The following is an 18,898-nucleotide window of genomic DNA, read 5'->3' on the forward strand; positions in this document are numbered from 1 at the left end:
GCTGCGCTCCATCCGGGCTACAGGCCTCGCGCTTCAGCGTCGCGCCAGCTCACCGAGATAAGCACAGAACATGTCGGCCATGGCATCGGCATAGGCCGCGATCTCCGCCTCGCTCCGCGCCTCTTCCGAAAAATTCTTGCCGACCTCGCTCAAGGTCGTCTTGATCAGCTCGCCGGCAAGCGCACGTGTCGCATCCGATGCCTTGGGCAGCGCCTCCCGCATGAACGTCGCGACAATCCCCTCACCGGCCACTCGCGCGTCGTGCGCCTCGGGCGCGTCGCGATAGAGCGGTGCTGCATCGCTGAGCGCGACGCGGATGGCAGCCTCCTCGCATTCGGACCGGATGAAGGCATGGACCAGCGCGCGTAGCCGCACCAGTGGCGGCTTGGCCCGGTCCGCGAGGATGCCGCGCAAGAGCTCGCTGGTGCGCCGCCACTCGTCGCTCTGGAGACGGAACAGGATCGCGGCCTTGTTCGGAAAATATTGATAGAGCGACCCGACGCTCACTCCGGCCCGCTCCGCCACCCGCGCCGTGGTGAAACGCTGCGCGCCCTCCTTCGCCAGAACCTGAACAGCGGCATCGAGGATGGCCGCCACAAGCTCGCTGGAGCGAGCCTGTTGCGGCTGTTTTCGTGAGGAAACTGAACGGCTTCGACGGTCGGCCATGGCCCACTCCGGCAATGCGAATAGGAAATGCGACGAATTAGTCGTATTTCACGCGGCACGCAAGCATGCGTTCCTCGCCAACCTCTGGAGACCCCGAATGCCTACCCCAACCATCATGACGCTTGCGCCGCTATTGGATCGCCTGTTCGACGAAGCCGAGGCGGCAACCGGCGCAACGCGAGCCGCGGTCGCCGATCTGTCCGACGAAGAGCAAGCGCGGATGATGCGGAGCAAGACCGATTACCGCGACCTCTACGGACGCCTGAAGGACGTGCCGCTCGCAGTCTCGCGCGAAACGGGCACCCTGCTCTACATGCTGGCACGCAGCTCTGGCGCCCGGACAATCGTCGAGTTCGGCACATCGTTCGGCATCTCGACGCTGCACCTTGCCGCAGGCTTGCGCGACAACGGCGGCGGCCGCCTCATCACCAGCGAGTTCGAGCCCTCCAAGGCGGCGCGGGCGCGGAAGAACCTCATCGCCGGCGGCTTGATTGATCTCGTCGAGATCCGCGAAGGCGATGCGCTGAAGACGCTTCAAGCCGATCTGCCCGATACGATCGATCTCGTGCTGCTCGATGGTGCCAAGGCGCTCTACCCGGAGATCCTCGATCTGCTCGAGAGCCATCTCGGGCCAGGCGCGATCATCGTCGCTGACAATGCCGACGACAGTCCGGACTATCTGGCGCGCGTACGCAGGCCTGGAAGCGGCTACATGTCGACGCCCTTCGCCGAAGACGTCGAGCTCTCCGTGCGGATCGACTGACGCCGGTCGAAGCATCGCAGGACTCGGCCGCCGTGCGGTTATCGCGCGGCGGCGTCGTATTGCCTCGCCACGAATCGCCGGGGCCCCGATCACATTCCAATCGATGTCGCAGGTTCGTCACTCACACATGATATCTGCTCGCGGCAAAGGGCGTTCATCGAGTCAAGCTTAGCTGTCCCGCGGTATCTCTCTCACGCCGAGAGGCTCATGACCTCCGCCTTCAATGCCTACGCGGCTCTCGCCGTCGCCATCGTGTTCGAGGTCACCGCGTCGGCGCTGCTGCAGCAGTCCGCGCAGTTCACCCGCCCCGGGCCGACATTGGCGATGGTGATGTTCTACGCCGCCTCGTTCTATGCGCTGTCCGTGGCGATCCGGGTCATTCCGATGAGCATCGCCTACGCGATCTGGGGCGGGGTCGGCATCATCCTGACCACCACCGTCTCCTTCGTGCTGTTCCGCCAGATACTGGACTCCGCGGCCTTCGTCGGTATCGCCCTGATCGTGTCCGGGGTCGTGATCATCAACCTGTTCTCGGAGACCACGGTGCGCTGATTCCGAGAACCTTCGGCGCACGGCCTACTGGCTCTGCACCGGCTTGGGCGGCGGCGCGGATCGCGCGGGCTTCTTGGCGGGCTTGGCCGCAGCGCGCGGCGGCGGTTCATCGACCGACTGCAGATAGGCGGCAAGCGCCTTGGCCGAGTCCGAGCTGGTCGCGTAATGGTCCTTCAGGAACCAGGACAAGGTCAGGGTGAAGCGACCCTTGGCGAGGCCGCGCGGACTGCGATGGCAGGTCGCACAACCGTCAGCGAAGAGCTTGGCGGGCGACTTGCCGGCATCGAGATTTTGCGCGGCTGCAACCGTCGCCGTCAGAACGATGGCGGCGGCTGCAAAAGCCATCACGGGCGCGATCCGGTCGCGCCCCGGTCGAAACAGCGATCGCAAATGTCGTCCCCTCGCCCCGTCCTGCGGTTATGCCGCCGACAGCTGATCGAATTCGGGCGGCGCGTAGGCCTTGCCGTCCTGATCGGTGATGACGACCCGCCACCCCTCGCTGGCCCACACCTTCGCCTTCGCCACGATGAGCAGCCGGCTCTCGCGGGCGAAACTGTACTTCTCGTTGTCGCGTTCTGCGATCATCTTGTAGGCCAATTCGCATCCCCTTGCGTCGCCCTGCACCCGACCTCCTCGTGGCAGCGGGCTTTGGCGGCAATTCGCCGGGAGCGTGGCAATTTGGTGCCTTCCGCAAAGCATGGCGCTGGCGGCCGGCATCGGCGTGCCCCACGGGAAGGCGATTACACCCGTCGCAGGCTTGCCTGCCTGCGACGGCACGGGGCCCGTCTTGATGTCGTGCTGGGTCGGCCGCCGGGGGCGGCCCGTCACTTCAGCAAAGGAACCGATCGTCCCATGCCCGAGCTCCGCTAGTGCACGCGGATGATGTGGGGGCGGCCCAGATCGATCAGCCCCTGCACCGCCGAGAGGCGATCATCGAGGGCTGCGATGGTGAGCAGCAGGTTGTTGCGGCGCTCGTCGAGCATACCCATCTCGGCGCCGGTGAGCTTCATGCTCGTCCGTTCCTTTTGAATCCCTTCGAGGGATTCGCGCAATCCGGCAATCAGGCCGGTCAGCTGCTTGGCCTCTTTCGTCATCGAACGTTTCGCGACATTTTGGCGGCGCGACTCCGCCTGGCTCTGTCTCATGTCATCCTCCCGTGCCCCGCTGCCCCGAGTGGATGCTTACAGCTTTGGGTAGACATGTTACGATCGATGAAATCTGCCCGCGAGAAATCGACTTAAATTATCAATTATCAATTATCAATTATCGCGACCTCGAAAGGGCGAAGGAAAGCCCGGCGCGAGGGCCGGGCTTTCCTGGCTACGCTAGTGCTTCTGATGGCCGCCGCCGGGGCCGCCGGCCGGCGCACCGCCGCCACGGGGCGCGGCATTGATGTGGGGCGCGCCGCCGCCGGGGTGCGGCATAGCAGGTGCCGCCGCGCGCGGCGCCGGCATCTGGGCCCGAGCATTCATCGGCGATCCGTGGCTGACATTCGGCTGAGCGACGTGGGGCATCGCAGGTCGCGCAGCAGGCGCGGCCGACACGCGCGGCGCCTCATGCGCACGCGTCATCGGCTGCGTGCGCACGGCGGCGCGGCTCGCAGCATGGTCGTGCATCAAGCGCCCCTGCGCCTCACGCGGGCTACGGGGCTGCACGGCAGTGCGCTCATTCACGATGCGCTCGTTGCGTCCGGCGCGAGTCCGATCGGCCGTGGCCGCAGCATCGCGCTTGCTGATGGCAGCGTCCGGCCGCGCCGCCGTGGCATCACGTCCGGAGATCGCCGTCCCACCCTTGCCGCGCACGCCGCTGCGTTCGAGCGCGATCGCCGCATCGCGCGTCGCCGCGCGACCGATGCGGGCCGCACGCGGATCAATCGTCATCCGCGTCGCGACGCTCTGATGCGAGCTCCAGTAATTATTCCAATAGGCGTGGCGATGATACCAGGAACGTCCACCATAGTGGCTCGACCAGTACGACGTCAGCACGAAGGGGACGACAGGAACGTCGATCACATCGACATAGTCGGGGAGATAGACGTAGTGGTTGCGATAGAGATATTCGAGATATTGCGACGACACCCAGCCGCGATCGTCGGAGAAGCTGACGTCGCACCAGGCATTGCCGCGCAGGCAGCCGTGGATGTTGACGCGAGCGCCGCCGGGGATGCGATCGACCAGCGGAAAGCCCGTGCCCGGGCCAGCGCGCAAGCCTGTCGAGACGGTGACGATGCCCGGCGCGGCCAGTGCGGCTGTTGGCGCGAGCAGCAATGCGGCAATCAAAACGCTCTTGAATTTCATGGCGTGTTCCTCCTCTTGCGAGTCGGAACGCGCAAGCGGAACGGGCGTTCCGTGTGCGAAGGTCTCATCCGTCGAAAGATTGAGACGCACGCCACTCGCGGTTCAATATTCATTCGCCATTCATCGGCACAGCGCGCGAAGTCGCTGCCGGATCGTCAATTCACCTGCAGCATGAACCCGTCGAAGTACGACGCAAGCGCAGCAAAGTCATCGAGCGGCAGCACGGTCGCGACATACTGATCGGGCCGCACCACCACCATGCAGCCGGCTGTCCGATCGATGCCGCGCATGGCGAAAACGTCGTGGCCGCTCTTGAGGTCTGGACAGAACATCTTTTCGTAGTCGCGCAAACCATAGCGCCCCTTGCGCGGAAGCAGCAGCGCCGGCATCGCCTCGATGGCGAGCTCGCGATGGTCCTGCCGGAACACCGCGCGCAGATCGATCACGCTGTCGATGTCGGCGCCGTCAGGCGTATATCGCCGAACCGGCGACTCCCCGGCCTCAGTGAGGAAATTGCAGAGCGCGCGAATGGCCGAGCCTGCGGCGGCAGGATCTTCGGCGGGCGAAAACGCGTAGATGCGGAAGCGACCATCGGCCTGCGCAGCGTGACCGAGATGGACCGGCTTCGCATCGGCAAGCCGGATCACCGGGGCGGAATGGAAGCGCTTGCCGATGACGAGGCCTTGCGCGAGATGCTGATGCGACGCCGCGCCTGTGAGAATTGATGGCCTGTAATGCGTGGCCGTGCCGGCGGTGTAGCGGCCGTGCCTGACGAAATAGTCCTGCGTCCTGGCGGCATCGGCGCCGCCGGCCTTGGCAGCGGAGGCGAGAATTCCCGACCACTCGCGGTCGAAATCGATCAGCTCCTTGGCAACCGCCTGACGCTCCGCCGAATAGGTATGCAACAGCTGTGGGGCGCACTGCTTCCGCATGACAGCGGCGAGCTTCCAGCCGAGATTGAAGGCGTCCTGCATCGAGACGTTCATGCCCTGCCCCGCCTTCGGGCTGTGGGTGTGGCAGGCATCGCCGGCGATGAAGATGCGCGGCAGGCGGCTGGCAACCTCGGCCTCCGGCACGTCGTCGAACTTGTCGGTCAGGCGCTGGCCGATCTCGTAGACCGACCACCAGGCGATCTCCTTCACCTCGAGCGTATGCGGCTTCAGGATCCGCTGCGCTTTCGCAATCACGTCATCGGCGCTGATGTTGCGGTTCGCGACGCGTTCGCCGGCCTCGAGCTTGGCGAGCTCGACATAGATCCGGACCATGTAGCCGCCTTCCCGCGGAATGATCAGCAGGCTGCCGTCCCTCGCCGACTGGACGAGCGACTTGAAGCGAATGTCCGGAAAATCGATCACCGCCAGCACGTCCATCACGCCCCAGGCGTGGTTGGCGGAATCGCCGTGCAGCTCGCGGCCGATCGACTTGCGCACCGTGCTGCGGGCACCATCGCAGCCGACGACATAGCGCGCCCTGATCGTCTCGATCTTTCCTTCATGCACGGCATCGACGCGTTCGAGCCGCACGGTCACGGCATGATCGTTGGCACTCGCGGACCGATCGACATCGAGGTCGGTCAGGCGGCGGCTGTAATAGGGCTCCAGCTTGGTCGGCGACTTGCGCATGACGTCGAGAAAGCCGTCATGGATGCGGGCCTGGTTGAGGATGACGTGCGGGAATTCGGACAACCCGTCCTCGACGTCCTGCACACGGCCGCTGCGGATGATGGTCTCGGGCGAGCGTTCGTCCGGCTTCCAGAACGTCGTCTCGTTGACCCAATAGGCCTCCTTCAGCACGCGGTCGCTGAAGCCATAGGCGTGAAACATTTCCATGGTGCGGCAGGCGATGCCGTCGGCCTGGCCGACCAGCAGCCGATCCGGCTTCTGCTCGACGATGCAGGTCTTGATGTCAGGGAATTGCGCAAGCTGGGCGGCGAGCGTGAGGCCCGCAGGGCCGCAGCCGACGATGAGGACATCGACCTCGTCGGGCACTGCGCCCACTGCGCCCGAAGCCCGAGTGCGTTCGGCGAGGTCGGCGATTTCAGGATCGCCCGGCTGAAATCCATTGAGATGGAATTGCATGAGCCTCTCCCGTCGACTTCTGTTTTGATATTGCTCAGTATGCTGACTATCAGTATACTTGTCAATGATCCGCGCCGTCCCTGTCCAATCGGAGAATTCGGTGAAAGAGAACAACGAGATGCCCGGGCATCTGGCGCGCCGGTTCCAGCAGATCGCGGTCGCCGTGTTCCTGGCCGAGGTCGGAGATGCCGGCTTCGATCTGACGCCGGTGCAATACGCCGCACTCGCGACCATCAAGGCCAATCCGGGGCTCGATCAAGTCACGCTCGCAGGATTGATCGCCTATGACCGCACCACGATCACTGGTGTGATTGATCGCCTGGTGCAGAAGGGACTTGCCGAGCGCCGCGCCTCCAGCCGTGACCGCCGCGCCCGCGAGCTCGTGATCACCGACGAGGGCCGGCGCACGCTGCGCAAGATCACACCATCTGTGGAATCAGCCCAGCGCATCATGTTGCGTGGCCTCAGCGCGAAGGAGGGTGAGGAATTGATGCGGCTGCTGCGCAAGGCGATTGCCGCCGGGAACGAACTGAGCCGCGCACCGCTCCGCGACATGCAAGCATGATCCGGTATTTTGTCCGTAATTGTCGCAGCATCCCGAAACCAGGAACTAACCTTCGCCTGTTACGGTCGGCAACATTCTGCGCTTTAACGTGCGATTAACTTTGCGGTTCGGGGGTTTCGGATGTTCAGGTTCCTCATTGCGGCCGCGGCCATCGCGCTCTCGACCGGTCATGCGCTTGCAAACGGCCATGGCGGCGGCGAGCCTGCTCCGCCCAAGGTCGAGACACCTGTCGCCCCCGCAAAGGTGATCCTGACCAAGCAGGGTCCCAAACTGGTCGATCTCAAGGGCATGACGCTCTATTATTATGAGCGCGACACCACCGGAAAGTCCTCGACCTGCAACGGCAAGTGCACCGAGAGCTGGGTGCCGCTGGCGGCAAATGCCGAAGCCAGGGCGGTTGGCGACTTCACCGTGATCAACCGCGACGACGGCAGCAAGATGTGGGCCTACCGTTACCGCCCGCTCTACACCTCGGCCGCCGACAAGACGCCGGGCGATGCCAACGGCAATGCCACGACGCTGCAATGGCGCATCGCGCGGCCTGAGAACTAGGGCGAGAGCGGCCCGCGCGCGAGGACCACAGCGCTGGCGTAAGCTTGAGTCATCCGCGCCAGCGCGAACCGGTCTCGGCCTGCGCGTTCTGTCCAGGCGGCAGCACCACCACCATCGAATTGAGCTTCACCCGATCGTACAGATCGATCACGTCCTCGTTGCGCATCCGAATGCAGCCTGACGAGATCGCCTGCCCGATATATTCCGGCTGATTGGTGCCGTGGATGCGGTAGAGCGTGTCCTTGTTGCCGGTGTAAAGATAGATGCCGCGCGCGCCCAGCGGATTGGCCGGACCGCCGGGAACGCGCGCCGGATAAGGTCCGAGCCGCGCCTGGATATCTGCCGTCGGAACCCAGTCCGGCCATTCCGCCAAACGGCCGACCCGCGCAACGCCGGAGAACGCCATGGCTTCCTCGCCGACCGCAACGCCGTAGCGGATCGCCTTGCCTTCGGGCAGCACGTAATAGAGGTAGCGCGCGTCGGTATCGACGAGAATGGTGCCCGGCTGCTCCTTGCGGTGGTAGTCGACGACGTGACGGAGATATTGCTCGGGCACGTTGGCCTTCGCGTAAGGCGTATGCGCGAGCAACTGCCGGTCGCGCGGCGTCATGCTCGCGTCGGTCGACGGCGAAAGCGTTGCCTGCATGCAGCCGCCCAGCGGCAGCAAGGCAACAACGAACAAAGCGATTATGGATCTTGGCACCGCCGGCCCCCGATAGCGGATAGCAGCACCCCCAGCCTCCCCAGATGCTGCCAAAATCGTGCTGAAAACAAGGCAGCGCGGAACACGTGCACGTGTTCAACAAATCGGGTTCCATCACCACAAACGGCGGAAGAGCGTCGCATCATCTCCATCCCCTCGCCTTGCTTTGGTCAAACCCGGCTGGACTCGTGCGTCATCGGCCGGGCTCATCAGTTTGGGGGCTCGCCTCAACCGATCGGCTCGCGCCAATGCGGACGACCAAGACTTAACACCCGGGTTTCGAACACCGGGGCTTCAAAGGAGCTGCGATGCTCGCGACGCTGAACCCTAAGCAAATCGTCGATGAGATCGTGAAGGACACGGTCAGGGACAACGATCCGCACGACGCAATTCAGATCTCGCCCGACATCGTGCTGGCCTCGCGCCCCATCAGCGTTGCGCCCGCGCTGGCGCCTGAGGTCACGACGCGCCCGGAGCCGAAATTCGCGCCGGAGCCCAAATTCTCGCTGGAACGCAAAGTCACTCTGGAGCCCAGGTTCAGTCCTGTCTCGGAGCCGCAGGCGGCACCGCCCCCACCCTCGGTCGATACGGCCATACGCGTCGCAGCGAGCGAGGGTCACGGCCCGCGGAAGCGATCCGCCGTAGGCAGGTGGCTGCGCGGCGCGTTCGTCACGTTCCTGTTTGCGGGAGGAAGCGCAGCCGCCACCATCGCTTGGGAGAAGCACGGCGATACCGCCAAACAGATGCTCGCCGAATGGACTCCGGTGTTGACCCCGGCCTTGGCGTCGCTGCTGCCTTCCTTGACCACCACATCTCAGACCGCGCCGGTCACCACCGCGCAGGCCGCACCGCCCGCGGAGCAAGCTGCCCCGCCTGCGGCAGAAGCGGCGGTCGATCAAACCGCCGATCAACCCGTAGCGCCGCCTGCGACCCAGGTTGCAGCCGCCACGCCTGTGGTAGCACCGCCCGATGCAACGCAGTCGGTGCAAGCGATGACGCGTGACCTCGCCGCGATGGCGCAGCAGATCGAGCAGCTCAAGGCCAACATCGCCGAGTTGAAGGCCGGACAGGAGCAGATGGCGCGCGAGATGGCGAAGCCGCCCGCGCCAAAGCCGATGGCTGAGGTCAAACCCGTCGATCCGCGCGCACGCGCTGCAGCGGTCCCACCACGAGCTCCGTCACCGCCGCCGGTTCGTAAACCGAAACCGGTCGTGTCGCACACTTACATGCCGGCTTATTCGCCTGCGCCGCTCGCGCCTCCACCGCCGCCCTCGCAAGCTGCCGCGGCGCCGCCGCCAGCGGCCGCACCTGTTGCGACGACTCAAGCCGTCGCCGATGACGACGGACCAGTCGTGCGTCCGCCGATGCCGTTGCGCTAGAGCAAGACCCGCGCAACAGCACGGTGCGGCGCTACGACGTCGCGCAGGCTGTCCGAGTCGACGTCATGCGTTGAGTCCGGGCAATTACGGAAAGCGATGCGCAGGTCATCTTTCGCTCAAGAGAAAAGGCCGTCGGGATTCATGCCGGCGGCCTTCTCTTGCAGCTGCCGGTTCCCGGAGCCCGGTTCTGCTGCAATTCCATGCTTCATGATTACTCGACGTATTTAATAAACTCTTAATGGACCAACATGCTGCACATCATTTCTGCGCCATAAGCACAGAGATTGCGCGGCCTGTTCATTCGATAAAGATCGACTCAGTGGTACCATTCCGGACGTGTCGAGATTTCCATTGAAGACTCGTTTTCAAACTTGGGTCGTCACACCGGGGAATTCGGATGCCTTACTACTCCTTCGATCTCGTGGTTGGTGAAGAGTTCAGAAACCAGGGCGGAATCATTCTCGAAGACATCGAGGTTGCTTCCGATCGCGCCGATCAACTCGCATGCGAGCTGTCGCAGGTGAAGCCGGAGTTGCAGCAGAAGGGTTGCGCGGTGCGCGTCACCGATCGCGATCATAACGAACTCTATCGGACGCCGCTCGATCCGGTGCCGGCCTGGCGACGCTGACTATTCATCAAGCGACGGCGGCTCGAACCAGTTCGTCAGCGACAATCCGCCATCGACGACGAAGGCCGCGCCGGTGACGTAACCGGAGAGCTGGTTCGACAGCACCGTGAGCGCCATCGGGGCGAGGTCGTTGGCTTCGCCGAGACGCCCGAGCGGAATGTGTCGCGCCAGTGCGGGATCCGCAACGAACCCGCCGGCCGCGATCGCGCCGGGCACCAGCGCGTTGACGCGGATGCCGTAGCGGCCAAACGTCTTGGCCAGCTCCTTCACCAGCATCGCCATCCCCGCCTTCGCGGTCGAGTAGTGCGGCAGGTTGCGCGGCGTGCCCGCATGTAGCGAGGTGAGAAACAGAAACGAGCCCGGCCGCTTCGCCGCGATCAGCCGCTTTGCGAGCTCGCGCGCCAGGTGAAAGCCGGCATCGAGATTGACGGCATGCATCTGCTGCCAAATCCTGCGATCGACCGCGAGCGCATGATCGGCCTCCCGCCGCTGCGGCGATGCGCTGTGGACGAAATGCGTGATCTCGCCGAACGCTGCGTCCGCGGCGGCAAGCAGCGCGTCGCAGGCATCCAACTCGGCGAGATCGCCAACCCAGGGCACCGCCAGTTCAGGCCTCTCGCTGGCGCTGATCGCGGCAGTCACCCGCTCGGCGTTCACGTCGGCGAACACCGTCCGGACACCCTCGCCGACCAGGGCCTGCGCGATCGCGCGGCCGATGCCGTTGCCCGCGCCGGTGACGAGTGCCGTGTCACGGGCAGGATCGAACGGCGTGCTGAACAGGCTCATGTCTCTCTCCAAGGCCGGGTTGCCGGCAACAATAGCGCACCGCAGCGGGACGCGACAAATTCGCCCCGGCACCATTGCGGTGCGGGCCGCCGGACGCTAGCCTCCCCAAAAATCGGAGGAGATACCTGAGGATGCGCTACGGTTTCCTGATCGCTGGCCTATTGCTGACCGCCGCTCCGGCCCAAGCCGATGACCACCCACGCTCGACCTACGTCACGCTGGTCTTGCAGGCCTTCGCCGCCAAGGTCGAATGCCCGGGCACGGACGTCGTCTACCAGGACCTGGTGCAGAAGGCGGAGCAGATGCACCTGCCCGACGGCACCACTGAGAAGGTGCGCAAGGCGATTGCCTGGATGCACACCGGTGGCAAGATGGGCGAGAAGCAGGACGACGATTTGATGGCCGAGGTCGCGGTGGCGACCCAGGCGACCGATCTCAACCAGCGCCGGCTCGGCATGCCCAGTTGGTGTGAGGCCCAGAAGACCAACCTCGCCGGCCTGATCCGCGCCAAGGGCGGCTAACGCTGCAGGGAAGTTCGGCGCCGGCCAACAATTGTCACAATTCTGAAAAGCATGCGGGGCCTTTTCGAATTCGAACAGGAACCTCTCATGCGGATGATCCATTTCGTTTTCGCCAGCACGCTCGCGGCCGCCACGGTGCTGACCGGCCCTGTGCTGGCGAAGACTTCAGACAGCCAAAAAGCCGAGGGCAATTCGCCCTCCTCAAGCTGCAGCGCCTATCAGCAGGCGCCTGATGGGAGTTGGGAGCAGCTTCGCTGCAAGGAGGCGGGGGACCGCAGCCAATCGCAAACCCGCCGGTCCCCATCGCAGGGAACCGAGCGTGACAGCCGTTGAGGCGGCTTGCTGCTCCGGTGGTCAGCTCTGGTGAGGCCCACGGATGATCTTCATGGCGTCGGCGATGTGGCGCCACTCCTTGGCCTCATCGCCCTCGCCGCGGCCCTCGCAGGCCTGGGCCTGCTCGGCGGCCTTCGCGATCGCAGCAAAACCGTGCTGTTCGAGCATCTGCCGCGCAACGGTATGGACCTGGACCTCGGACATCATGGGCGCTCTCCGTCTGACGAAACCGCGCGGCCTGGCACGGCTCTCCGCGGTCTTCGATAACGATTTCGCCGCAGGTCCCGTTCCGCCGCCGGCGATCACACCGGCAGGCTGCCGTGACGAAACAACAAAGGCGGCCCGCTATGCCCAGCGGACCGCCTTCTCACCCACCCCAAATGGGTCGTCGCCAGCCGCGTCCCCTACGCGACGGCCGCTTTCTTGCGCTCGAAATCGTTGGGCACCTCGATATCGACCTCCAGGGTCGACACCTCGTCGCCGCGATCGAGCCGCACGATGACCTTGGTCGGATCCAGCGTCACATGCTTGGAGACGACAGCGAGAATTTCCTCACGCAGCACGCCGAGCAGATCGGGCTGGCCGCGCATTCCGCGTTCATGGGCAAGCAGGATCTGCAGCCGTTCGCGTGCGACGGGTGCAGTGGCCTTGTTGCCGCGAAGAAGCCGGAGCAGACCCATGCTCATGCCGCCCTCCGTCGCAGCAGTCGATCCATGAAGCCCTTGCGCTCGGTCGGCACCTGCATCGGCACGGTGTCACCGCACAGCCGGCGGGCCGCGTCGATATAGGCCCGCGCCGGTGCGCCGTCCGCGTTCGACAGCGTCACGGGCGTGCCGACGTTGGAGGCGCGCAGCACGTCCTGGCTCTCGGGGATGATGCCGAGCAAGGGGGTCGCGAGGATCTCGAGGATGTCCTCGATCGTCAGCATCTCGCCACGCGCGGCGCGCGAGGGATCGTAGCGGGTGATGAGAATGTGCTTCTCGACCCGCTCGCCCTTCTCGGCCCGCACGGTCTTGGAATCGAGCATGCCGATGATGCGGTCGGAATCGCGCACCGAGGACACTTCCGGATTGGTGACGATCACCGCTTCGTCGGCAAAGCGCATCGCCATGGAGGCGCCGCGCTCGATGCCGGCCGGGCTGTCGCAGATCACCCAGTCGAAACGGCCGCGCAAATCGTCGATGACCTTGCCGACGCCCTCCTCCGTCAGCGCGTCCTTGTCGCGGGTTTGCGAGGCCGGCAGCAGCCACAAATTCTCCAGCCGCTTGTCCTTGATCAGCGCCTGCGGGAGTTTTGCAACGCCCTGCACCACATTGATGAGGTCGAACACGACGCGGCGTTCCGCCCCCATCACGAGGTCGAGGTTGCGCAGGCCGACGTCGAAATCGACGACGACGACCTTGTCGCCGCGCTGCGCCAGCGCGGCCCCCAGCGCGGCGGTGGTCGTGGTCTTGCCGACCCCGCCCTTGCCTGATGTCACGACCAGTACCTTGGCCATTTCTGAAATCTCCTTCTGGTCAGTTCAGCGCGGTAATTCGCATGGTGTTGCCTTGCAGGAAGGCTTGGGCAGGCCGGCCGCGAAGCGCGGCGTCGATATCGTCGGCAGTCTGATAAAACCCATCGATTGCAAGCAGTTCGGCTTCGATCTTCTGACAATAGATGCGCGCGCTGGTGTGACCGTTCACGCCCGCCATGGCGCGGCCGCGCAGTGCGCCGTAGACGTGGATCGAGCCGCCGGCGACGATTTCAGCGCCGGAGCCGACCGAGCCGAGGATAGTGACGTCGCCTTCCGGGAAGATCACGGTCTGGCCCGAGCGCACCGGGTTTTCGAGCAGCAGCGAGGTCGGCTTGGCCTCGGCCTTCGTCTCGGCCTTTATCGGCGCGTTTGGCTCGACCACGCAGCTGCGTCCGCCCGACAGCAGCGGCGGCATCATCGGGGTCAGCCTCGCCTCCTCCACGCCCTCGATGCCGAGCACGCGGATGTTGCGGTCCTGCAGGCTGGTGAGCAGATGGCCAATGCCGGACTGGCTGAGGTCGACCGAGGACAGGTCGATGACCACGGGCCGGCCGGCAAAGAAGCCCGGAGAGCGGGCGATGGTGGCGTCGATCTCGTGCAGCCAGTCCTGGACCGGAACCGTCGGCGTGAACACGAAGGCCACGTAGGAGCGCCCGCGCAGGCGCACCATTTGGCGTTGAGGTTTGACTGCAGCCTCCATAGCGGCCGACTCGTTCCCTGTTATTGAATGGTTAACGATGCGGTGGATATGGTTAATGCCCGGTTAATTCTCCCTGGGATTACGTGAGCGGGATGGGGTTATAGCGGGGCCGCTCTCGTGTCCCGGACGCGCTGCAGCGTGCAACGCTGCTGCGCCGAGCCGGGACCCATGCCGCCAGGGTCGTGCACTTAGCAAGATGGGCCCCGGCTCTGCAGCGCACCGTCGAAGAGACGCTGCGCTGCGTCCGGGGCACGAGGAGAGCGTGTGGTCTCTCCACCCCGTCATTGCGAGGAGCCCTTGCGACGAAGCAATCCAGGGACTCTCAGCGGCGGGATTCTGGATTGCTTCGCTCCGCTCGCAATGACGAGGAGAGAGCGAGCCCCCCCTACTTCTTCACCTTGCCCGCATCCATCTTGATATCAGGATCCAGCATCTTCGTCGTGAACGCGGTCGTAACGTCAAACGGCTTCTCCATGCCGAGATAGGTCTGGACCAGCTCGTAGTCCTTCTTCATCCGCTCGCCGTCGATCCAGCCGAGGCCCTTGGTGGTGGTGAACTCGTCGGTCATCAGAAATTTGATGCGCTCCCACTGGCGCTCCTGGTTCTCCTTGTCGAGGCCGGAGACCTGATCAAGCAGCGCCTTCAAGCACGGCGTGACGTCGGCGACGCAGGCCGCAAAGGCCTTCTGCGTGACGCGGACGAATTCTTCGACGACCTTTGGATTCTTCTGCAGGTACGCGCCATTGACGATCAGTGAGTTGCCGTAAGGGTTGAGCCCGATGTCCTTCCAGTTGACGTAGCCGAGGTCGGGCCCGAACTCGATCACCTTCAGATCGTGCTCATTGTAGAAGTCGCTGATGATGTCGACGGTGTGGCTCTTCAGCGCCGCGATCTTAGCGGTCGGCCCGACATTGACGAAGCCGACGGAGTCCGGTGCCAGGCCTGCGGCCTTGGCAAAGGCCGGCCACATCACGCGCGAGGCATCGCCGGGCGGATTGCCGATCTTGTGGCCGGCGAAATCCTTCACGCCGTTTACGCCGTAGCTCTTCAGCCAGTAGAAGGTCTGTCCGGTATTGGCATAGACGCTCATCACGGCCACAGTGTCGGCGCCCTTGCTCTTGGCCACCAGCATGGTGGCGAGATCGGCGACGCCGAACGGCGAGCCGCCGGAGCCGACCTTGGCGGCGGAGACGCCGGAGCCCTTGCCGACCTCGATGGTCAGATCGATGCCCGCCTTCTCGTACCAGCCCTGCGCCTTGGCGTAATAATAGGGCGAATGATCGGCCGTCGGTGTCCAGTTCAGGATCAGATTGACCGCTTCGCCCGCGCTCGCCGGCGCCGCCGGCAAACCGAGTGCCAAAGCCACAAAAGCCGCCTGCAAACGCTTCATCGCATCTCTCCTCGTGCCAGCGACCCGGCTTGTCGCTCTCCCCGTGTGAGGATACCAATGCAACAAGCCCGCCCTCCACTTGTCAACTGTTTGGTTGGAAATGCCCGCAAAACGATCTGGCGACACCGTGCCGCAGCGCCGTGATCCCGTCGCCACCCGCAAGAAACTGCTGACCGCGGCGCGCCTGGAATTCGCCCGCCACGGTCTTGCGGGCGCCCGCGTCGACGAGATCGCCGAGCGCGCCGGCGTCAACAAGCAGCTCGTCTACCACTATTTCGGCGACAAGGACGCGCTTTACCTTGCCGTGCTCGAATGGGTCTATGAGGACATCCGCGAGCAGGAGCGCAAGCTCAATCTCGAAGGCCTGCCGCCAGAGAAGGCGATCCGCAGGCTGATCGAAGCCTCGTTCGACCATCTGGCCGCGAACCCTGATTTCATCGTGCTTTTGAACGACGAGAACCGCGGCGGCGCCCGCCACGTGCGCGGCTCGACGCGGCTGGAGGCGATGCATTCCCCGCTGGTCAAGAGCGTCTCCCACATCCTCAACGAGGGGGTGCGCGCGGGCGTGTTCCGCAAGGGGATCGATCCGGTCCAGCTCTATATCTCCATTGCGGGCCTCAGCTATTTCTTCTTCTCCAACACGCCGACGCTGTCGGCGATCTTCGGCAAGGACCTGTCGAGCCGCGCCCAGCGCCGCGCCCGCCGCCGGCATGTCGCCGACCTGGTGCTGCAGTCGCTCCGGCCCTAATCAACCAACTGGTTGAAACTTTTCTCGAGGGCGGCTAGGCTGGCGACCTGCGGCATCGCCGCCGCGCGAACTGGGAGCAATCGGTGGCAGGAGACAGGGCACGCGCCTCGCGCACCTTTGCGATCATCCTGATCGTACACCTCGCCGTGCTCGTGCTCTGGCAGGTCGCGGTCGACGCCTTCCACGTGCCGAAATTCATCCTGCCCTCGCCGCTGGCGACGGTGCAGACGCTGGGGACCGCAGGCTATGCCTGGGGCAGCAACACGCTGGTGACGGCGGTCGAGATCCTTGGCGGCTTCGCGCTCGGGGCCTTTGTCGGCGTCGCACTTGCCGTGATCTTCAGCTGGGCGCCACTGCTGAGCCTCCTGCTGCTGCCGCTGTTCGTGACGCTGAACATGATCCCGAAGGTCGCGCTCGGCCCGCTGTTCATCGTGTGGTTCTCCTACGGCATTGTGCCGAACATTCTGATCGCCTTCAGCATCTGCTTCTTCCCGATCCTGCTCACCACCGCGCGGGGCCTGCGCGAGGTCGAGCCGGACCTGCTCGATCTCGTCAAATCGCTGCGCGGCTCGCGCTGGACGCTATTCCGCAAGATCCAACTGCCGGGATCGCTGCCTTACATCTTCTCCGGCATGAAGGTCGGCGCCATCCTTGCGGTCGCCGGCGCCATCGTCGGCGAGTTCATCGCCTCTGAGCGCGGGCTCGGTTACCTCATGATCCAGGTGCAGTCCTCGCTCGATACGCCCGCGATGGTGATGGCGGTCGTGCTGCTGACACTGCTCGGGGTCGCTCTCTACGGACTAGTGCTCGTCCTCGAACGCATGTTCGTGGTCGACGACGCCAGACAGAACTAGGACCAGGGACCAAATCCATGCTGCTCACACGCCAGACGCTGCCCAAGACCATCCCTGACATCGCAGCCCTCGATGAGCTCCTGTGCCGACCGACGCAAGCGCTGATCGACGATCTCAAGAAGGTCGAGGGCGACATCATGATCCTCGGCGTCGCCGGCAAGATGGGCCCGACGCTGGCGGGCCTCGCGAAGGCCGCCGCGCCCGATCGCCGGATCATCGGCGTCGCCCGCTTCAGCGATGCCAGCGTGAAGGACTGGCTGCACGCGTGCGGGGTCGAAACGATCAACTGCGACCTGATGGATGAGACGGCGATCGCGGCGCTGCCGAAGGCGCCGAACATCGTCTTCATGGCCGGCCGCAAGTTCGGCGCTGAGGGTGATCTGTCGCTGACCTGGGCGATGAACGCGCATGTGCCCGCCCTCGTCGCCCAGGCCTTCCCGTCCTCGCGCATCGTCGCATTCTCGACCGGCTGCATCTATCCGTTCGTGCCTGTCGACGGCAAAGGCTCGACCGAGGACATGGCGCCGAACCCGCCCGGGGAATACGCGCAATCTTGCGTCGGTCGCGAGCGGATGTTCGAGTATTTCTCGCACAAATTCGCCACGCCGGGGCGGCTGTTCCGCCTCAATTACGCGATCGACATGCGTTACGGCGTGCTGCACGACATCGCCACAAAGGTGCTCACGGGCGCGCCGATCGACGTCAGCCTCGGCCACGTCAATTTCATCTGGCAGGGCGATGCGTCCGCGCAGGCGCTGCGCTGCCTCGCGCATTGCACCAGCCCGACTTCGCCGATCAATGTCAGCGGCCACGAGATCCTGGCGGTGCGCGATCTCGCCGAGAAATTCGGCGCGAGGTTCGGCCGCGCGCCGGTGCTGACGGGCAAGGAAGAGCCGACGGCGTGGCTGACCGACACGTCAAAGGCGGTCGAGCTGTTCGGCCTGCCGGTCGTCGACACCGAGCAGCTGGTCGCCTGGACCGCGGACTGGGTCGCGCGCGCGATGCCGAGCCTCGGCAAGCCCACCAAATACGAGGTGCGCGATGGCCGTTACTGATCCCCCGCCTATCCTCAAGCTCGGCGTCGACGATGCGCTGGCCGGGCTGGCGCTGTCGACGGAGGCGCACTGGAATCAGACCGAAGACGATTGGCGCATCTTCCTGCGTGACGGCATCGTGTTCGGCATTCGTGACGGCGTTCGACTGGTCGCAACCGCAGCCCTGCTGCCCTATTCCGGCGGTAACGCCTGGATCAGCATGGTGCTGGTATCGGGCACGCATCGCCGCCGCGGCCTTGCAACCCGTCTCGTCGACGCCTGCTTGGAAACGGCGCGCCAGAACGGCCTGACCAGCTGGCTCGACGCTACGCCCGACGGAGCTGCGGTCTACGGACCGCTGGGGTTCACGCCGACACTGCAATTGCGTCGCCTGAAGCTGACGAAGCTTGCGCGAGCCGAAGCGCCGCCATCCTCATCCGCGACGCTCGATGCGCTTCGCGCGCGGGACCAGCGGGCCACCGGTTTCGATCGGACTACCCTGCTCTCCGCCTTGGCACAGCGCTACAACTCGCGCATCGTCGCCGCGAACGGCGGCATCGCGCTGGTTCGCTGCGGCCGGACCGCCCGCCATATCGGCCCGTTGTTCGCCGACGACGCCGCGGCAGCTCTGGCCTTGGTTGACGCGATCGTGCGCTCCGAGACCAGCCCGCTGCTGCTCGACGCCGTCGCCTCCCAAGCCGCCTTCCTGGAAGGATTGACCGCCGCGAGTTGGACCACCGAACGCCCGTTCCAGCGCATGCGGTTCGGGCCCGCCACCGTCAGGGGTGATGAAATGCCATTCGCCGTAGCCGGCCCCGAATTCGGATAGGACA

25 protein-coding genes are annotated in these 18,898 nt (G+C 64.9%); 12 read left to right on the forward strand and 13 right to left on the reverse strand.

The window, feature by feature from the left end; translation table 11 throughout:
- Positions 1 to 33: 33 nt before the first annotated feature.
- Positions 34 to 666 (reverse strand): TetR family transcriptional regulator, encoded by a 633-nt coding sequence (locus IVA79_RS13340; protein ID WP_247553493.1) that lies wholly within the window; start codon positions 664 to 666, stop codon positions 34 to 36.
- 97 nt (positions 667 to 763) lie between these two features.
- Between IVA79_RS13340 and IVA79_RS13345 the strand changes: the two genes are divergently transcribed.
- Positions 764 to 1,429: an O-methyltransferase gene (locus tag IVA79_RS13345; protein ID WP_247553494.1), complete on the forward strand. Its 666-nt coding sequence runs from the start codon at positions 764 to 766 to the stop codon at positions 1,427 to 1,429.
- 207 nt (positions 1,430 to 1,636) lie between these two features.
- Positions 1,637 to 1,981, forward strand: a complete 345-nt coding sequence (locus tag IVA79_RS13350) for a multidrug efflux SMR transporter (RefSeq protein WP_247553496.1) — start codon at positions 1,637 to 1,639, stop codon at positions 1,979 to 1,981.
- A gap of 24 nt (positions 1,982 to 2,005) precedes the next feature.
- Here the strand turns inward: IVA79_RS13350 and IVA79_RS13355 are convergent, their stop codons facing one another.
- The 5 genes from IVA79_RS13355 to IVA79_RS13375 form a co-directional block, all read right to left on the reverse strand.
- Positions 2,006 to 2,326 carry a hypothetical protein gene (locus tag IVA79_RS13355; protein ID WP_247553755.1) on the reverse strand — a complete coding sequence of 107 codons (321 nt, stop codon included), beginning with the start codon at positions 2,324 to 2,326 and terminating at the stop codon, positions 2,006 to 2,008.
- Between the two features lie 72 nt (positions 2,327 to 2,398).
- Complete coding sequence (locus IVA79_RS13360; protein WP_028144895.1) at positions 2,399 to 2,605, reverse strand: hypothetical protein; 207 nt, start codon at positions 2,603 to 2,605, stop codon at positions 2,399 to 2,401.
- Positions 2,606 to 2,847: 242 nt separating this feature from the next.
- Positions 2,848 to 3,126, reverse strand: coding sequence for a hypothetical protein (locus IVA79_RS13365; protein ID WP_247553498.1), 279 nt, complete (start codon positions 3,124 to 3,126; stop codon positions 2,848 to 2,850).
- Between the two features lie 180 nt (positions 3,127 to 3,306).
- A complete protein-coding gene (locus IVA79_RS13370) occupies positions 3,307 to 4,278 on the reverse strand; it encodes an SH3 domain-containing protein (RefSeq protein WP_247553500.1) in 972 nt (323 codons plus the stop codon).
- A gap of 155 nt (positions 4,279 to 4,433) precedes the next feature.
- A complete protein-coding gene (locus tag IVA79_RS13375) occupies positions 4,434 to 6,356 on the reverse strand; it encodes an FAD-binding monooxygenase (RefSeq protein ID WP_247553502.1) in 1,923 nt (640 codons plus the stop codon).
- Between the two features lie 100 nt (positions 6,357 to 6,456).
- On the opposite strand from IVA79_RS13375, the gene IVA79_RS13380 reads away from it, so the two are divergent.
- Positions 6,457 to 6,921, forward strand: coding sequence for a MarR family winged helix-turn-helix transcriptional regulator (locus tag IVA79_RS13380; protein WP_247553504.1), 465 nt, complete (start codon positions 6,457 to 6,459; stop codon positions 6,919 to 6,921).
- Between the two features lie 120 nt (positions 6,922 to 7,041).
- Entirely contained in the window at positions 7,042 to 7,473 is a 432-nt protein-coding gene (locus IVA79_RS13385) for a hypothetical protein (RefSeq protein ID WP_247553506.1), read from the forward strand.
- A 49-nt stretch (positions 7,474 to 7,522) separates the two neighbouring features.
- Here IVA79_RS13385 and IVA79_RS13390 read toward each other — a convergent pair whose 3' ends face one another.
- Positions 7,523 to 8,119: a L,D-transpeptidase gene (locus IVA79_RS13390; protein ID WP_247553508.1), complete on the reverse strand. Its 597-nt coding sequence runs from the start codon at positions 8,117 to 8,119 to the stop codon at positions 7,523 to 7,525.
- Positions 8,120 to 8,484: 365 nt separating this feature from the next.
- On the opposite strand from IVA79_RS13390, the gene IVA79_RS13395 reads away from it, so the two are divergent.
- Both IVA79_RS13395 and IVA79_RS13400 read left to right on the forward strand, forming a co-directional pair.
- Entirely contained in the window at positions 8,485 to 9,555 is a 1,071-nt protein-coding gene (locus IVA79_RS13395) for a hypothetical protein (RefSeq protein WP_247553510.1), read from the forward strand.
- Positions 9,556 to 9,952: 397 nt separating this feature from the next.
- On the forward strand, positions 9,953 to 10,183 hold the full coding sequence (locus IVA79_RS13400) for a hypothetical protein (RefSeq protein WP_028136727.1): 231 nt from the start codon (positions 9,953 to 9,955) through the stop codon (positions 10,181 to 10,183).
- On the opposite strand, the gene IVA79_RS13405 is transcribed toward IVA79_RS13400, so the two are convergent.
- A complete protein-coding gene (locus IVA79_RS13405) occupies positions 10,184 to 10,969 on the reverse strand; it encodes an SDR family oxidoreductase (protein ID WP_247553512.1) in 786 nt (261 codons plus the stop codon).
- Between the two features lie 131 nt (positions 10,970 to 11,100).
- On the opposite strand from IVA79_RS13405, the gene IVA79_RS13410 reads away from it, so the two are divergent.
- Both IVA79_RS13410 and IVA79_RS13415 read left to right on the forward strand, forming a co-directional pair.
- Complete coding sequence (locus IVA79_RS13410) at positions 11,101 to 11,490, forward strand: hypothetical protein (RefSeq protein ID WP_247553514.1); 390 nt, start codon at positions 11,101 to 11,103, stop codon at positions 11,488 to 11,490.
- 87 nt (positions 11,491 to 11,577) lie between these two features.
- Positions 11,578 to 11,823, forward strand: a complete 246-nt coding sequence (locus tag IVA79_RS13415; protein ID WP_247553516.1) for a hypothetical protein — start codon at positions 11,578 to 11,580, stop codon at positions 11,821 to 11,823.
- 21 nt (positions 11,824 to 11,844) lie between these two features.
- Here the strand turns inward: IVA79_RS13415 and IVA79_RS13420 are convergent, their stop codons facing one another.
- The 5 genes from IVA79_RS13420 to IVA79_RS13440 all read right to left on the reverse strand — a co-directional run bounded on the left by IVA79_RS13420 (position 11,845) and on the right by IVA79_RS13440 (position 15,429).
- Positions 11,845 to 12,030, reverse strand: coding sequence for a hypothetical protein (locus tag IVA79_RS13420; RefSeq protein WP_247553518.1), 186 nt, complete (start codon positions 12,028 to 12,030; stop codon positions 11,845 to 11,847).
- A 197-nt stretch (positions 12,031 to 12,227) separates the two neighbouring features.
- Positions 12,228 to 12,509, reverse strand: coding sequence for a cell division topological specificity factor MinE (minE, locus tag IVA79_RS13425; protein WP_247553521.1), 282 nt, complete (start codon positions 12,507 to 12,509; stop codon positions 12,228 to 12,230).
- Positions 12,506 to 13,321: a septum site-determining protein MinD gene (gene minD, locus IVA79_RS13430; RefSeq protein ID WP_247553522.1), complete on the reverse strand. Its 816-nt coding sequence runs from the start codon at positions 13,319 to 13,321 to the stop codon at positions 12,506 to 12,508. Before minD ends, minE begins: the two co-directional genes overlap by 4 nt.
- A gap of 19 nt (positions 13,322 to 13,340) precedes the next feature.
- Entirely contained in the window at positions 13,341 to 14,039 is a 699-nt protein-coding gene (gene minC / locus IVA79_RS13435) for a septum site-determining protein MinC (protein ID WP_247553523.1), read from the reverse strand.
- A gap of 385 nt (positions 14,040 to 14,424) precedes the next feature.
- The gene (locus tag IVA79_RS13440) at positions 14,425 to 15,429 is read right to left on the reverse strand and encodes an ABC transporter substrate-binding protein (protein WP_247553524.1); all 1,005 of its coding nucleotides are present in this window, start codon (positions 15,427 to 15,429) and stop codon (positions 14,425 to 14,427) included.
- A gap of 100 nt (positions 15,430 to 15,529) precedes the next feature.
- On the opposite strand from IVA79_RS13440, the gene IVA79_RS13445 reads away from it, so the two are divergent.
- From IVA79_RS13445 to IVA79_RS13460, 4 genes are all read left to right on the forward strand, one after another.
- On the forward strand, positions 15,530 to 16,177 hold the full coding sequence (locus tag IVA79_RS13445; protein ID WP_249815984.1) for a TetR/AcrR family transcriptional regulator: 648 nt from the start codon (positions 15,530 to 15,532) through the stop codon (positions 16,175 to 16,177).
- A gap of 83 nt (positions 16,178 to 16,260) precedes the next feature.
- Positions 16,261 to 17,031, forward strand: coding sequence for an ABC transporter permease (locus tag IVA79_RS13450; RefSeq protein WP_247553526.1), 771 nt, complete (start codon positions 16,261 to 16,263; stop codon positions 17,029 to 17,031).
- 17 nt (positions 17,032 to 17,048) lie between these two features.
- The gene (locus IVA79_RS13455) at positions 17,049 to 18,086 is read left to right on the forward strand and encodes an NAD(P)-dependent oxidoreductase (protein ID WP_247553527.1); all 1,038 of its coding nucleotides are present in this window, start codon (positions 17,049 to 17,051) and stop codon (positions 18,084 to 18,086) included.
- Positions 18,073 to 18,894, forward strand: a complete 822-nt coding sequence (locus IVA79_RS13460; protein ID WP_247553528.1) for a GNAT family N-acetyltransferase — start codon at positions 18,073 to 18,075, stop codon at positions 18,892 to 18,894. The genes IVA79_RS13455 and IVA79_RS13460 overlap by 14 nt, the downstream gene beginning before the upstream one ends.
- Positions 18,895 to 18,898: the final 4 nt, after the last annotated feature.

The organism is Bradyrhizobium sp. 138 (assembly GCF_023074075.1).
Lineage (GTDB): Bacteria > Pseudomonadota > Alphaproteobacteria > Rhizobiales > Xanthobacteraceae > Bradyrhizobium.